13 protein-coding genes are annotated in these 14,734 nt (G+C 66.6%); 2 read left to right on the forward strand and 11 right to left on the reverse strand.

Annotation, left to right across the window (positions count from 1 at the left end; genetic code table 11):
- The 8 genes from A9974_RS23605 to kdpF form a co-directional block, all read right to left on the reverse strand.
- Positions 1-246 carry a hypothetical protein gene (locus tag A9974_RS23605; protein WP_183006646.1) on the reverse strand — a complete coding sequence of 82 codons (246 nt, stop codon included), beginning with the start codon at positions 244-246 and terminating at the stop codon, positions 1-3.
- A 218-nt stretch (positions 247-464) separates the two neighbouring features.
- Positions 465-1,226 carry a TorF family putative porin gene (locus tag A9974_RS23610; RefSeq protein WP_183006647.1) on the reverse strand — a complete coding sequence of 254 codons (762 nt, stop codon included), beginning with the start codon at positions 1,224-1,226 and terminating at the stop codon, positions 465-467.
- A gap of 107 nt (positions 1,227-1,333) precedes the next feature.
- Positions 1,334-2,026 (reverse strand): two-component system response regulator KdpE, encoded by a 693-nt coding sequence (gene kdpE, locus A9974_RS23615; RefSeq protein ID WP_183006648.1) that lies wholly within the window; start codon positions 2,024-2,026, stop codon positions 1,334-1,336.
- Between the two features lie 9 nt (positions 2,027-2,035).
- Positions 2,036-4,822: a sensor histidine kinase KdpD gene (locus A9974_RS23620; RefSeq protein ID WP_183006649.1), complete on the reverse strand. Its 2,787-nt coding sequence runs from the start codon at positions 4,820-4,822 to the stop codon at positions 2,036-2,038.
- Positions 4,823-4,873: 51 nt separating this feature from the next.
- Positions 4,874-5,482, reverse strand: a complete 609-nt coding sequence (kdpC, locus tag A9974_RS23625) for a potassium-transporting ATPase subunit KdpC (protein ID WP_233175057.1) — start codon at positions 5,480-5,482, stop codon at positions 4,874-4,876.
- A 30-nt stretch (positions 5,483-5,512) separates the two neighbouring features.
- On the reverse strand, positions 5,513-7,672 hold the full coding sequence (gene kdpB / locus A9974_RS23630) for a potassium-transporting ATPase subunit KdpB (RefSeq protein ID WP_183006650.1): 2,160 nt from the start codon (positions 7,670-7,672) through the stop codon (positions 5,513-5,515).
- A 22-nt stretch (positions 7,673-7,694) separates the two neighbouring features.
- Positions 7,695-9,491 carry a potassium-transporting ATPase subunit KdpA gene (gene kdpA / locus A9974_RS23635; RefSeq protein ID WP_183006651.1) on the reverse strand — a complete coding sequence of 599 codons (1,797 nt, stop codon included), beginning with the start codon at positions 9,489-9,491 and terminating at the stop codon, positions 7,695-7,697.
- Complete coding sequence (kdpF, locus tag A9974_RS23640) at positions 9,491-9,580, reverse strand: K(+)-transporting ATPase subunit F (RefSeq protein WP_042884659.1); 90 nt, start codon at positions 9,578-9,580, stop codon at positions 9,491-9,493. Before kdpF ends, kdpA begins: the two co-directional genes overlap by 1 nt.
- Before the next feature lie 763 nt (positions 9,581-10,343).
- On the opposite strand from kdpF, the gene A9974_RS23645 reads away from it, so the two are divergent.
- Positions 10,344-10,625, forward strand: coding sequence for a DUF4212 domain-containing protein (locus A9974_RS23645; RefSeq protein WP_183006652.1), 282 nt, complete (start codon positions 10,344-10,346; stop codon positions 10,623-10,625).
- Positions 10,625-12,712 carry a sodium:solute symporter family protein gene (locus A9974_RS23650; RefSeq protein WP_183006653.1) on the forward strand — a complete coding sequence of 696 codons (2,088 nt, stop codon included), beginning with the start codon at positions 10,625-10,627 and terminating at the stop codon, positions 12,710-12,712. The genes A9974_RS23645 and A9974_RS23650 overlap by 1 nt, the downstream gene beginning before the upstream one ends.
- 22 nt (positions 12,713-12,734) lie before the next feature.
- On the opposite strand, the gene A9974_RS23655 is transcribed toward A9974_RS23650, so the two are convergent.
- The 3 genes from A9974_RS23655 to trxB are packed head-to-tail and all read right to left on the reverse strand — an operon-like array spanning position 12,735 to position 14,693.
- Complete coding sequence (locus A9974_RS23655) at positions 12,735-13,064, reverse strand: multidrug efflux SMR transporter (RefSeq protein WP_183006654.1); 330 nt, start codon at positions 13,062-13,064, stop codon at positions 12,735-12,737.
- Positions 13,061-13,747 (reverse strand): Smr/MutS family protein, encoded by a 687-nt coding sequence (locus tag A9974_RS23660; protein WP_175190870.1) that lies wholly within the window; start codon positions 13,745-13,747, stop codon positions 13,061-13,063. Before A9974_RS23660 ends, A9974_RS23655 begins: the two co-directional genes overlap by 4 nt.
- Positions 13,734-14,693: a thioredoxin-disulfide reductase gene (trxB, locus tag A9974_RS23665; protein ID WP_183006655.1), complete on the reverse strand. Its 960-nt coding sequence runs from the start codon at positions 14,691-14,693 to the stop codon at positions 13,734-13,736. The genes A9974_RS23660 and trxB overlap by 14 nt, the downstream gene beginning before the upstream one ends.
- Between the last annotated feature and the right edge of the window lie 41 nt (positions 14,694-14,734).

The raw sequence follows: 14,734 nt of genomic DNA on the forward strand, positions 1-14,734 counted from the left end.
TTACTGCACCGTGATGGCGGCCGCGGGACGCAGCGGGCCGAATTCCGCTTGGGGCAGGCCGCACATCACGGCATGCATCAAGGCGTCGACCTGATCCTGCGCGCAATGCAATTGCAGCACGCTCTGGCCGTGGGCATGGTCCACCGATAGCACGTACACGCCGATTCGTTCACCCAGTTCGCGGTGCAGGGCCAGCCGGACCTTCAATGCGTCCAGCGTATCGATCCTGACGGTCAACGACACCATCTCGGGGGCGTGCGGCGCCTGGGACGGGGCCGGACGATCAAAGGAAGCGGACCTGCTGCGTTCTTGTCGGGGGATCATGGCGGGGCGGGGGCGGTGCCGCTGTAGCGGCGTGCCGCGTATCCGGTTGGTTGATGACGATTCCACTATAGAAAGCGGGCCGTAAAACCTGCCGATAAATGCGGGCGCCGCGCGTAAAAAGCGCGTCAACGCCCGCCGTCTCAGAATGTCTTGGTGACGGACAACAGGCCGGTGGCGCGGCCCATGTAGCGGCCGTGGCTGTTGGTGTAGGCGGCGCGGTCGGCATTGGTGTCCAGATAGGCCACCGACACGGCCAGGCCCTGGCCGAAGTCCTTGGTCAACCCCAGCTTCCAGTCGGTGTACGAGGCGTTGCTGACGTTGCGCACGGTCTGGCGGCCAACGTGGGCGTTGACGGTCAGGCCCCATAGGCCGGTGTCGAAGTTGCCGGTCAGGTCGAAGTATTGGCTGTACTTGCTGTCGGCAAAGCCGAACAGGTTGGTCATGGCGACGGAATACTTGAACATGACCGGGCCGTAGCCCAGGCCGGCATACAGCTCGGTGGTGTCGGGGCTGGTGAAGCCGGACGGGTAGTCGCCGGGGTAGTAGTACTGCATCACGCCCAGGTCGAACGGCACGTCCTGGGCCAGGTTGCCCTTGTAGCCGCCGTAGAAATCCATTTCGACGGGGGCGGACACGTCATGGTTGCTGTCGCCCAGCCAGCTGATGCTGGAGTTCCAGTTACCCAGGTACAGGCCGCTGGAGTGCGTGAAATCGAAGCCGCCCTGGATGGCCGGCTTGTTGTTGGTCTGCATCAGGCCGCGGTAGCGGTATTGGCTGGCCAGGGTGACGTTGGCCGTCAGTGAGTAATCCGGGGCCGGCTCGGTGGCGGCGTCGGCATCGGCGGCATACGCGGGGGCGGCCAGGACCAGCAGCGCGAGCGCGACGAGGGTAGTGCGGGACATGAACTTCTCCTGTGTTGAGCGGGATCGCCACGATAGGAGAAGCGGCATAAATGGCGAGACAAGAGTGATGCGCCGCGTATAAAAGACGCATCAATGCGGGCCGGGCCCTAGCCCGCGAATCGGTACCCCACGCCGATCTCGGTCAGCAGATAGACGGGCTGGGCGGGGTCGGCTTCCAGCTTTTGCCGCAGATGGCCCATGTAGATCCGCAGGTAGTGATTGCTTTCGACATGCGAGGGGCCCCAGACCTCGCGCAGCAGCTCGCGGTGCGTCATGACCTTGCCGCGGTGAGCCAGCAGCGCTGCCAGCAGGCGGTACTCCATGGCGGTCAGGTGCAGGTGCTGGCCGGCGCGCTCGACCACGCGTTTGGAGAAATCCACCCGCACATCGCCGAAGCTGATCTCGGCGGCGCTGCCGGCGCCGCCGCGGCCGTGGCGGCGCAGCAGCACGCGCAGCCGCGCCAGCAGTTCGCTGACGCCGAACGGTTTGGTCAGGTAGTCGTCGGCGCCGGCATCCAGGGCGGCAACCTTGTCGGCCTCGGCGGTGCGGGCGGACAGCACCAGCACCGGCACCTCTGTCCAGCCGCGCAATTCGCGGATCAGGGTCATGCCGTCTTCATCGGGCAGGCCCAGGTCCAGCACCACGGCGTCGGGCTGGCGGGTGCCGGCCTCGATCAGGCCGCGCTTGACCGTTTCGGCCTCGAACACGGTGCAGCCCTCGCTTTCCAGGGCCTGGCGCACGAAGCGCCGGATATTGGCGTCGTCTTCGATAATGAGGACGGTAGGCTGAAAGTCGAACATGCGGTGGGCTCAGGCGATTTCGGGTTGGATCGGGGGGGGCGTGCCCAGGGGTAGCGTAAAGACGAACTGCGCGCCGGACGGCTGGCCGGGCGCGTGCTCGACCCAGATGCGGCCGTGGTGGGCGACGATGATGGCTTCGCACACCGCCAGGCCCAGGCCGACGCCGGGTGTCGCGGATTCACGTTCGCCGCGGGTGAATTTCTCGAAGATGCGGCGCTCGGCGCCAGGGGCGACGCCCGGACCGTTGTCGCAGACGGCGACGCGCAATTCGCCGTCTTGCGCGCTGGCGTGCAGGCGGATGGCGCTGCCCGCCGGGGTGTATTTGGCGGCATTTTCCAGCAGATTGCAAAGCACCCGCTCGATCAGCACGCCATCGCATTCGACCAACGGCAGGCCGGACAGGCTGTCGACCGACACGCGGTGCGCGGCCAGCGCTTCGCGCATGGCGGCGAGAGACGCGCCGACCAGTTCTTCGATGGATTGCCACTCCGGCCGCAACGGCGTGTCGCGGCTTTGCAGGCGGGCCATGTCCAGCAGGTTGGCCACCAGCGCGTGCATGCGCTGCGCCTGATCGCGCATGGCGCGGATGGTTTCCTGGATGTCGGCGGGTAGCGCGCCGGGGCGGCGCATCAGGGTGTCGGTCATGCCGACCAGGCTGGTCAGGGGCGTGCGCAGGTCGTGCGAGACAGCGGCCAGCAGCGAGTTGCGCAGCTTTTCGGATTCCATGCTGACCAGGGCCTGCTGCGCGACTTCGACGTAATGCAGGCGTTCCAGGGCGATAGCGATCAGTGTGGCATAGGCCTCGATCTGGCGGCGCGAATCCGGATGCGAGAACAGGCTGCGGCGCGGAGCGGCCAGGGCCAGCACGCCGCGGGTGCGCATGGGCGCTTTCAGGGGCAGGTACAGCAGGTCGCTGTTGGACAGCGTGGCGGTGCCGGCGCCCGCGGGCTGGCCGTGGTCATAGACCCATTGGGCCAGCGCGGATTCCAGCGGCGGCATGTCGTCGGCGGCGGGCGAGGCCAGCTTCAGGCGGTCGTCCAGCCCCAGGATGTAGAGCGCGCAGCGCGAACCGAAGGTGGCGTGGACGAAGGCGCCCGCGGACGCGACGATCTGCTCGGGCAGCAACGCCGACGACAGTTCGCGAGCGAACTCATACAGGCTGCGGGCGTCGGCCTCGCGCTTGACCGAGGCCTGCGCCTGCAGCCGCAGGCCGGCGGTGAGCTGGCCGATCAACAGGCCCACGGCCAGCAGCACGCCGAAGGTCAGCAGGTATTGCACGTCCGACACGGCAAAGGACGCCAGCGGCTGCACGAAGAAGAAGTCGAACAGCCCCACGCTGACGACCGAAGCCAGCGCCGCCGGGCCGCGGCCGTGGCGCAGCGCCACCGCCACCACCGCCAGCAGGAACAGCATGACGATATTGGTCTGGTGCAGGGCCGGGAAGGCCAGCGTCGATAGCAGGGTGGCGGCCGCGCAATAGCACAGCGCCCAGGCGTAGCCCGCCAGGGCCGGCGTGCCGCGCTCGTCCACGGCCAGGCGCTGGCGGCGGCCGAGCGTCAGGGGATCGCGGCCGGGGGCGCTGGCCGCCGGCAGGGGCGGCGCGCCCAGCCGGATGATGTCGATTTCGGGGCAACCGGCGGCCAGCATGTCGGCAAAGCTATGGCGCCGCCACAGCCAGCCGGGGCTCATGGCCGCATTCAGCAGGGCCGACAGCGACAGCCGCAGGCGCTGCAGCCCGCTGGCGCGGGTTCGGCCGACGATGGCCTTGGTGATGTTGTGGCGGCGCACGTAGCGCACCACGGCATCGACCATGTCGCCGCCGGCCAGGGTTTCGCTGCGCGCGCCCAGCGAGTCGGCCAGGGCCAGGCTGCGTTGCAGTCGTTCCTGTTCGGCTTGCGGCGGCGGCGCTGCGCGCGGCACATCGATGGTAACGACATGCAGGTCGCATTCCAGTTGCTGGCTCAGGCGATGCGCGCTGCGGATGACGTATTCGGCGTCGGCGTCGGGGCCGATGCAGGCGACCACGGCCTCGCGTGTGCGCCAGACCGGTTCGATGGCGCGGTCGCGGCGGTAGGCCTGGACGTCGTCGTCGACGTGGTCGGCGGTGCGGCGCAGCGCCAGTTCACGCAGGGCGATCAGGTTGCCCTTGCGAAAGAAGTTGCGGGTGGCGTGGCGCGCCTGCTCGGGCAGGTAGACCTTGCCTTCCTTCAGGCGGCGTAGCAGCTCATCGGCGGACAGGTCCACCAGGATGACTTCATCGGCCGCGTCGAAGACCTCGTCGGGCACGGTTTCCCAGACGCGCACGCCGGTGATGCTGCCGACGGCCTCGTTCAGGCTGTCCAGGTGCTGCACGTTCAGCGTGGTCCAGACGTCGATGCCGGCGGCCAGCAGTTCCTGGATGTCCTGCCAGCGCTTGGCATGGCGCGAGCCGGGGGCGTTCGAGTGCGCCAGTTCATCGACCAGGACCAGATCCGGATGCGCGGCCAGCGCGGCATCCAGGTCGAATTCCTTGAGCGCGTGGCCGCGGTACGAGACGTCTTTCAGGGGCAGTACCGCGATCCCTTCGAGCAGGGCGGCGGTTTCGCGCCGGCCATGGGTTTCGACGATGCCGGCCAGCACGCGGGCGCCTTGGGCGGCGTGGGCGCGCGCGGCCACCAGCATGGCGTATGTCTTGCCGACTCCGGCCGACGATCCGAAATAGACGCGCAATTTGCCGCGCACCGCCTGGCGCGCGGCGTCGTCTAGGGTTTTCAGGAGCGCGTCCGGATCGGGACGCTCGCCAGCATTGTCAGCCATGGACGCGCAGGGAAAGGGTGGGGACGGCTGGCAATACTATACGCCCGCGCCTCATTTGACCGGCGCCAGCTTGTCCAGCGCCAGATTCAGCTTCAGCACGTTGACCACGGGGTCACCCAGCACGCCCAGCCAGGGCTTGGTGGTGTTGGCCTGGATCAGCGCGTCGACCTGATCACGCGGCAGGTTGCGGGCCCGGGCCACGCGCGCGGCCTGGTAGGCCGCCGCGGCGGGGCTGATGTGCGGATCCAGTCCGCTGCCCGAGGCGGTGATCAGGTCCACCGGCACCGGCGTGGGATTGTCCGGGTCCGCGGCCTTCAGGGCGGCGATACGGGCCTGGATGGCCTCGGCCAGCGCCGGGTTGCGCGGGCCGAGGTTCGAGCCGCCGGAGTTGGCGCCGTTGTACGGCATGGGCGAGGTGGCCGACGGCCGGCCCCAGAAGTACTGGGGCGCGCTGAACGACTGGCCGATCCATTCCGAGCCGACGACCTTGTCGCCCTGGCGAATCAGCGAGCCGGACGCTTCGTGCGGGAATACGGCGGCGGCAATGCCGGTAGTCAGGAAGGGGTAGGCCAGGCCTGTCACCAGGGACAGGGCGGCGAAGACGACCAGCGCGGGGCGCAGGATGCCGCCTTGGCGCGGCAGGGAGAGAGCTTGTTTCATGATGGTTTCCTTTCCAGTGGCGGGCGCGGGTCAGACCCAGCCCAGGGCGGCCAGCACCATGTCGACCAGCTTGATGCCGACGAAGGGCACGAGCAGTCCGCCCAGCCCGTAGATCAACAGATTGCGGCGCAGCAGGATGGAGGCGCCCAGCGGCCGGTAGCGTACGCCCTTCAAGGCCAGCGGGATCAGCACGATGATGATGAGCGCGTTGAAGATCACGGCCGACAGGATGGCCGAGGCCGGCGTGGTCAGGGCCATGATGTTCAGCACGTTCAACTGCGGATACACGGTGGCGAACGCGGCCGGGATGATGGCGAAGTACTTGGCCACGTCGTTGGCCACGCTGAAGGTGGTGAGCGCGCCGCGGGTCATCAGCATCTGTTTGCCGATTTCGACGATCTCGATCAGTTTGGTGGGGTTGGAATCCAGGTCCACCATGTTGCCCGCCTCTTTGGCGGCCTGCGTGCCCGAGTTCATCGCCACCGCCACGTCGGCCTGGGCCAGCGCGGGTGCGTCATTGGTGCCGTCGCCGGTCATCGCCACCAGGCGGCCTTCGCTCTGGTAGGCGCGGATCAGCTTGAGCTTGGCCTCCGGCGTGGCTTCGGCCAGGAAGTCGTCGACGCCCGCTTCGGCGGCGATGGACGCCGCGGTGAGCTTGTTGTCGCCCGTGATCATCACGGTCTTGATGCCCATGCGGCGCAACTCGGCGAAGCGCGATTGAATGTCCGGCTTGACGATGTCCTTCAGTTCGACCACGCCCAGCGCGCGGTTGCCATCGCTGACCATCAGCGGCGTGCTGCCGCGGCGGGCCACGTCTTCGGCCAGGCGCAGCACCTGTTCGGGCACCACGGCATCCTGGGCAGCCAGCCAGGCTTGCACAGCGTCGACCGCGCCCTTGCGAATCAGGCGGTCCTTCAGGTTCACGCCGCTCATGCGCGATTGCGCGGTGAAGGGGACGTACTCGGCATCCAGCGCGTGGGTGGCGGGCGAGTGGATGGACTTGTCCGCCAGCAGCACGATACTGCGGCCCTCCGGGGTTTCGTCGGCCAGCGAGGCCAGGCGTGCGGCATCGGCCAGCTCGCGCGGCGAGACGCCGGGCGCGGGCAGGAAGGTGGACGCCTGGCGGTTGCCGAAGGTGATGGTGCCGGTCTTGTCCAGCAGCAGCACGTCGACGTCGCCCGCGGCTTCGACCGCGCGGCCCGAGGTGGCGATGACGTTGGCGCCCATCATGCGGCTCATGCCCGCCACGCCGATGGCCGACAGCAGGCCGCCGATGGTGGTGGGGATCAGGCACACCAGCAGCGCCACCAGCACCGTCACGGTGACTGCGCTGCCGCCGCCGGCGGCCGTCACCGAGTAGATCGAGAACGGCATCAGCGTGGCGACCACCAGCAGGAACACCACCGTCAGGCCGACCAGCAGAATGGTCAGGGCCAGCTCGTTGGGTGTCTTCTGGCGCTTGGCGCCTTCGACCATGGCGATCATGCGGTCCAGGAAGCTTTCGCCCGGATCGGCGGCGATGCGCACGAAGATCCAGTCGGACAGCACGCGGGTGCCGCCGGTGACCGACGAGAAGTCGCCGCCGGATTCGCGGATGACCGGGGCCGATTCGCCAGTGATGGCGCTTTCGTCCACCGACGCGACGCCGGCAATCACCTGCCCGTCGCCGGGGATGGTTTCACCGGCTTCGACCAGCACCACGTCATTGCGGCGCAGCAGGCCCGACGGCTGGCTGACGGCCTGGTTGCGCCAAAGATCGGGCTGGGCGCGGCTGGTGTCTTCGTCGCGAAAGCCCTTGAGCAGCCGCGCGTTGATGGTGGTGCGCAGCCCGCGCAGCGTGGCGGCCTGCTGCTTGCCGCGGCCTTCGGCCAGCGCTTCGGCGAAGTTGGCGAACAGCACGGTGAACCATAGCCACACCGAGATCGCGAGGATGAACCCCGCCGGAGCCTCGGCCTGGCCGCGCAGCGCCATGATCCACAGGATCGTGGTCAGGATGCTGCCCACGTACACCACGAACATGACGGGGTTTTTCAGCTGCGCGGTCGGCGACAGTTTGCGTAGGCTGTCCAGCATCGCGGGGCCGACGAGCGCGCTCGACCACATGCCGAACTTGCGTTCCTGCACAGCGGCCGACGGCGCGCGGGCGGCGCCGCCGCCGGCGCCTTGGGTTGGCATATCAATCTTGGCCATTTTCTTTCCTAGCCTGTTGCATTCAGGGTTGCAGGTGTTCCGCGACCGGGCCCAGGGCCAGCGCGGGCACATATGTCAGGGCGCCTACCAGCAGCACCGCGCCGATTAGCAGCACCACGAAGAGGGGGCCGGTGGTCGGCATGCTGCCGGGGCCGGCGGGCAGGCGGCGCTTGGCCCCCAGCGAGCCGGCCATCGCCAATATGGCGACGATGATGGCGAAGCGGCCGAACCACATCGCGATGCCGAGCAGCACGTTGTAGAAGGGCGTGTTGGCGGACAGGCCGGCGAAGGCGCTGCCATTGTTGTTGGCGGCCGACGACAGGGCGTAGAGGATCTCGGAGAAACCGTGGATGCCGGGGTTGAGCACGCCCGCCTGGCCGGCCGTCACCGACACCGCCAGCGCCGTGCCGCCCAGCACCAGCAACGGCGTGGCCAGGATCACGATCGACACCATCTTCATGTCGTAGGCTTCGATCTTCTTGCCCAGGTATTCTGGCGTGCGGCCAATCATCAGGCCGGCAATGAACACGCCCAGGATGGCGAACGCCAGCATGCCGTAGAGCCCCGAGCCAACCCCGCCGAAGATCACCTCGCCCAGCTGCATCAGCAGCATCGGCGACAGGCCGCCCATGGCCGTCAGCGAATCGTGCATGCCGTTGACGGCACCGCAGGACGCCGCCGTGGTGATGGTGGCGAACAGCGAGGTGGCGGCGATGCCGAAGCGGGTTTCCTTGCCTTCCATGTTGCCGCCAGGCGAGAACGCGGTCATGGCGCTGTCCACCCCGGTCTGCGCGGCCATGGGGTTGGCCTGCTGCTCGAAATAGGCCGTGGTCAGCGCGAACACCGCGAACAGCACGGTCATGGCCGCCAGGATCGCGATGCCCTGGCGCCGGTTGCCCACCATCTCACCGAAAGTGAAGCAGAGCGCGGCAGGAATGGCCAGGATCGCCAGCATTTCCAGGAAGTTGGACAGCGCGGTCGCGTTCTCGAAGGGATGGGCGGAGTTGGCGTTGAAGAAGCCGCCGCCGTTGGTGCCCAGCAGCTTGATCGCTTCCTGTGAGGCGACCGGACCCATGGCCAGCGTCTGGGTCTGGGTGACGGCTGGATCGGTCACCGGCTGGCCCTTGTCGTCCAGCACCGGCTGGCCTTGGGCGTCTACGCGCGGCTGGTCGTAGTGCAGGGCTTGCACCGTCTGCACATCCTGGTAGGAGCTGAAGTTCTGGATCACGCCCTGGCTGACCAGCGCCAGCGCCAGCACCAGCGACAGAGGCAGCAGCACATACAGCGTGCAGCGGACCATGTCGGCCCAGAAGTTGCCCAGCGTGGCCGAGCAATGGCGGGCCAGCCCGCGGATCAACGCGAACAGCACGGCAATGCCGGTGGCGGCCGACACGAAGTTCTGCACCGTCAGCGCCAGCATCTGGGTCAGGTAGCTCATCGTCGATTCGCCGCCGTAGCCTTGCCAGTTGGTGTTGGCCACGAAGCTGATGGCGGTGTTCAGCGAGGAATCGGGCGAGACGGCGCCCAGGCCGGCCGGGTTCAGCGGCAGCATGCCCTGGATGCGCTGCAGGCCGTAGACCACCACGACGCCCAGGATGTTGAAGGCCAGCACCGCCAGCGCATAGCGCTTCCAGCCCATTTCAGCCTGCGGGTCGATGCCCGCAAGCCGGTAGATGCCACGTTCCAGCGGGCGGCCCCAGGCGGTCAGCCGGGAGGAGCCGTTTTCCATGGCGATGCGGATGTAGCGCCCGAGGAAGGGCGCTATCGCGAGCAGGACTGCCAGGTACACGACCAGCAGTCCGACGAATTCGGCAGTCATCAGAACTTCTCCGGTTTGAACAGGGCGACCAGCAGGTACACGAACAGCAGCGCGGCCGTGACGCCGCTAAGCCAGTAGAGCCAGGTCATGATTGCTCTCCGGAAGACAGGGCTTCGCAGAACGAGAGCAGGGCATAGGTCAGCCCGGCCATGGCGGCGAAGACGGCGATATAGATGGCATCCACGTTTTTCCTCCCGGGAGCCAGGCTCCCTTCGAACGACGGGCCTCGCGCGGCATTGGGGGATGCGGACCGCGCGGGCGAAGTGACCAATCAGGACACCGGCAGGTTACGGAGCAGGGGGTAAAAACGGGGTATAGCTTTGGCGCAGCGGTGTAAACGGAACGTAAAAACGCTGCGGCATCATGGTGGCCGGGGCGGGGCCGCACAGGGTGTGCAAGCCTGACCTTGGCGTGCCCGGATGTGGGCATAGGAGGCTCCCGATTTTTTGAGGCATGCTCAAGATCGGGCGAATTCCGCCGGCCGGCGGCGTCCGGAAATCAAGAATTTCGGCCAAAAAATCCCAACATTTGGAACGGATGGCCGAAAATGCACTTATATGGTGCAAGGTATATGTAAATGAATGCGCCGAATTAGGGCATTCCCCTAGTGTGACATTCCCGCATCTGGTGCAGAATCTCTTCCCATGCAGGTGAGGAGACAAAGCCCTGCATGGGCAATTACCGGCGGCACCGGTACATAAAAAAGTAGCAGTACTCAAAAAAAGCAAAACGCACAACGGCTGGCACCAGGCAGTGCCGGCCGTTGTCGCATAAAAATCCCGCATTTCGTCCGCCCAGGGTTTTTCTAGCGCTGCGTTTCGCGATATTCCCCAGGTCTTGCTCACGCCAGCTATGCCGGAATCCCGCGCTTCCTCCTCTTCTTCGCCCGTCCCCACTCCCTATTGGCGCCGCAACGTGTGGCTGATTGCGCTGCTGCTGGTTGTCTGGGCCGCGCTGACCTTCATCCCGTCCTATTTCGCGCGTAGCCTGTCGTTCGACTTCATTGGCTGGCCATTTTCGTTCTGGATGGCGGCCTACGGCGCGCCGCTAGCCTACTTGATCATCATTGCGATATACGCCCGGGTCATGAATCGCGCCGACCGCCGCGCCGACGAGGCCAAGGGGAGCCGCTGATGCCGTTTGGCGGAGATACCCCGCAGGAATTCAGTATCCGGCTACGCCGCATCTATGTGTTGTACACGGCCGGCTTCGCGCTGATGATCCTGTTGATGGCGCTGGCGGAGATCCTGGGCCTGCCGCGCAACTGGATCGGCTACGTCTTCCTGCTGGTGACGGTCAGCCTGTACGCGGGCATCGGGATCGTCTGCCGCACCTCGGACCAGGTTGAATACTACGTTGCGGGCCGGCGGGTGCCGGCCATCTATAACGGCATGGCGACCGCCGCCGACTGGATGTCGGTGGCGTCGTTCATCGGCGTGGCGGGCACGCTGTACCTCACCGGATACGGCGGCCTGGCCTACATCATGGGCTGGACGGGCGGCTACGTGCTGGTGGCGATGCTGCTGGCGCCGTACCTGCGGCGCTTCGGCCAATACACCATCCCCGACTTCATGGGCGCGCGCTACGGCGGCAACCTGCCGCGGCTGGCGGGCGTGGCCTGCGCCATCCTCTGTTCCTTCACCTATCTGGTCGCGCAGATCTACGGCGTGGGCATCATCACCACGCGCATGACCGGCATTTCGTTCGAGCTGGGCATCTTCGTGGCGCTGGGCGGCATGTTGGTCTGTTCGTTTTTGGGCGGCATGCGCGCGGTCACCTGGACCCAGGTGGGGCAATACATCATCCTGGTCATCGCCTACCTGGTGCCGGTGGTGTGGCTGTCCGTCAAGCACACCGACATGCCGGTGCCGCAGCTGTCGGCCGGGGTGGTGCTGCAGCAGGTGACGGAAAAAGAGGTCTACCTGCAGAACGATCCGGCCGAAATCGAAGTGCGCCGGTTGTGGCAGGAACGCGCCGACGAAATGGCCCAGCGGGTGCGCGACCTGCCGGAATCCTGGACGCTGGAAAAGGACAAGCTGCGCAGCCGCCTGGCGCAACTGAACGCGAGCGACGCGCCCATGGTCGAGATCCGCTCGGTCGAGCGCGAGCTGGCGGCGTTTCCGCCCAATGTGGACGAGGCCAGGATCGCCTGGTCCCAGGCCAAGGCCACCTTCGAGGCCCGCGCCGCGCCATTGACGCCGCATGCGGAGCCGTTCCCGTCCAAGGACCCGCAGGAACAGCGCAACATGCGCATCAATTTCCTGGCGCTGGTGCTGTGCCTGATGCTGGGAACGGCGGGCATGCCGCATATCCTGATGCGTTCATACACCACGTCCTCGGTAATCGAGGCGCGCAAGTCGGTGTGCTGGTCGCTGCTGTTCATCCTGCTGCTGTACTTCATGGCGCCGGCCCTGGCGCTGCTGGTCAAGTACGAGGTCTATACCCAGGTGGTGGGGTCTAATTTCCTGAGCCTGCCCAACTGGGTGCATGCCTGGAGCGCGGTCGACAGCAACCTGCTGGATGTCACCGACATCAACCGCGACGGCGTGGTGCAACTGAGCGAAATCAGCATCGGCGCCGACGTGGTGGTGCTGGCCATGCCCGAGATCGGCGGTTTGCCCTACGTGATTTCCGCACTGGTGGCGGCAGGCGGGCTGGCGGCGGCGCTGTCCACTGCCGACGGCCTGCTTCTTACCCTGTCCAATTCCCTGTCGCACGACATGTGGTACCGCATGGTGTCGCCGCGCATGTCGGCCGCGCGCCGGGTGATGGTGTCCAAGATCCTGCTGCTGGTGGTGGCCTTTGGCGCCGCATGGGTTGCGGCGCGCAAGCCGGCCGACATCCTCTTCATGGTGTCGGCGGCGTTCTCGTTCGCGGCGTCTTCGTTCTTTCCGGCGCTGGTGATGGGCGTGTTCTGGCGCCGCGCCAATAAATGGGGCGCGACGCTGGGCATGGCTGCCGGGCTGGCAGTGACCTTCGCCTACATGACGCACACCCATCCATGGTTGCGCGAATGGGTGCTGGGCATTTCGCGCACCCAGCCGGTGGACCTGTGGTGGGGCATTCAGCCGATCGCGGCGGGCGTGTTTGGCGCGCCGGTGGCGTTCCTGACCATCATCGTGGTGTCGCTGCTGACCCCGCCACCGGACCGCGCCACCCTGGCGCTGGTGGACTATCTGCGCAATCCGGGCGCGCCCAAGCCGCAGATCGAAAACAGCTAGCGCGACGTACCGCCGTCGGCCGTCAATGCGAGACCGACTTCGAAAAAATGTTCATGACCACCACCCCGGCGATGATCAGGCCGATGCCGATCAGCGCGGGCGTGTCCAGGTGCTGTTTGAAGAACACCGCGCCGACGATGGAGATCAGCACGATGCCCACGCCCGACCAGATGGCGTAGGCGATGCCGACCGGCACCTCGCGCAGGGTCAGCGACAGGAAATAGAACGAGATCATGTAGCCGAACACCGTTACCACGGACGGCAGCAGACGCGAAAAGCCGTCGGAACTTTTCAGCGCGCTGGTGGCGAAGATCTCGGCGATGATGGCGATGCCCAGGTAGAGCCACTTCATTTGCGCGGTCCTTCGGATTGGCGCAGCAGCACCAGCAGGGCGCCGGCGCCGCCTTCGCGTTCGGGCGCTTCGGAAAACGCCAGCACCTCGTTCTTTTGCACCAGCCAGGTGCGCGCCTTGTCTTTCAGCACGGGTTCCAGCCCTTCCGAGCCATAGCCCTTGCCGTGCACCACGCGCACGCAGCGGATGCCGTGTTCCTGGCATTCGTCCAGGAACGACAGCAGGGCGTGGCGCGCCTGTTCGACCCGCAGACCGTGCAGATCGAGTTCGGCGCCGGCACGCCACTGGCCGCGGCGCAGGTTGCGCGCGGTGTCGGGGGCGGCATCGCTGCGCACGAATGCCGTGCCGCCTTCTGACAGCAGATGCGTGATCTCGCCGCCGTCGGAGACGCCAGCATCGGCCCGGTGCGGCGTCTCGCCCAGGGCGTTGGCGCGGCGCAGGGCCGGGGCGGGTTCAGGCGCGGGCTTGTGCTCGACGCGAGGCGCATGCTTGATCGGCTTGACCGACTGCATGGTGCGGCGAAACGCGGCCAGGTCGTCGGCCGGATCGGCATCCGGCGACGCAGCGGCCGCGGGCTTTTTCAGCGCCGCCACCCGCTGGGCGAGGGCGGCGCGCTCTTGCTCGGCCTGGAGATCTTTCTTCAGGCGTTTCAGGTCGGCCTGGCCGACCTTACTGCCCCGCATTCTCCAGCCACCGTTGTGCGTCCAGGGCGGCCATGCAGCCCGTGCCGGCGCTGGTGATGGCTTGGCGGTAGACGTGGTCCTGTACGTCGCCGGCGGCGAACACGCCGGGCACGGACGTCATGGTCGCCATGCCGGACAGGCCGCTCTTGGTGACGATGTAGCCGTCTTTCATTTCCAGCTGGCCCTGGAAAATTTCGGTGTTGGGCTGGTGGCCGATGGCGATGAACGCGCCGGTGACCTTCAGGTCTTCGGTGGCGCCGGTGTCGACGTGTCGCACTCGCACGCCGGTCACGCCGCTGTCGTCGCCCAGCACTTCTTCCAGCGTGTGGAAGACCTTCAGTTCCATGTTGCCGTTCTCGACCTTGCTCATCAGCTTGTCGACCAGGATAGGCTCGGCGCGGAACTTGTCGCGGCGGTGGATCAGGGTGACTTTGCGGCAGATGTTGGACAGGTACAGGGCTTCTTCGACGGCGGTGTTGCCGCCGCCGACCACGACCACGTCCTGGTTGCGGTAGAAGAAGCCGTCGCACGTGGCGCAGCCGGACACGCCGCGGCCCATGAAGGCTTCTTCGGAAGGCAGGCCCAGGTACTTGGCCGAGGCGCCGGTGGCGATGATCAGGGCATCGCAGGTGTAGATCTTGCCGGTGTCGCCCGTGAGGGTGAACGGGCGCTTGGACAGGTCGACCTTGGCGATGTGGTCGAACAGCATTTCGGTGTTGAAGCGCTCGGCGTGCTTCTGGAAGCGCTGCATCAGGTCCGGGCCCTGCACGCCATCGGCGTCGGCCGGCCAATTGTCGACGTCCGTGGTGGTCATGAGCTGGCCGCCTTGGGCCAAACCTGTAACAAGAACCGGGTTCAAATTGGCACGTGCCGCATAGACGGCCGCCGTGTAACCGGCAGGGCCGGAACCGAGTATCAAAACTTTAGCGTGCGTGGGCGTGGACATGGGCGGGTATCTTTAGGTTAACGCCCAATTATAATGAGCCG

The sequence above is a fragment of the Achromobacter sp. UMC71 genome, from assembly GCF_014170305.1.
Lineage (GTDB): Bacteria > Pseudomonadota > Gammaproteobacteria > Burkholderiales > Burkholderiaceae_B > Achromobacter.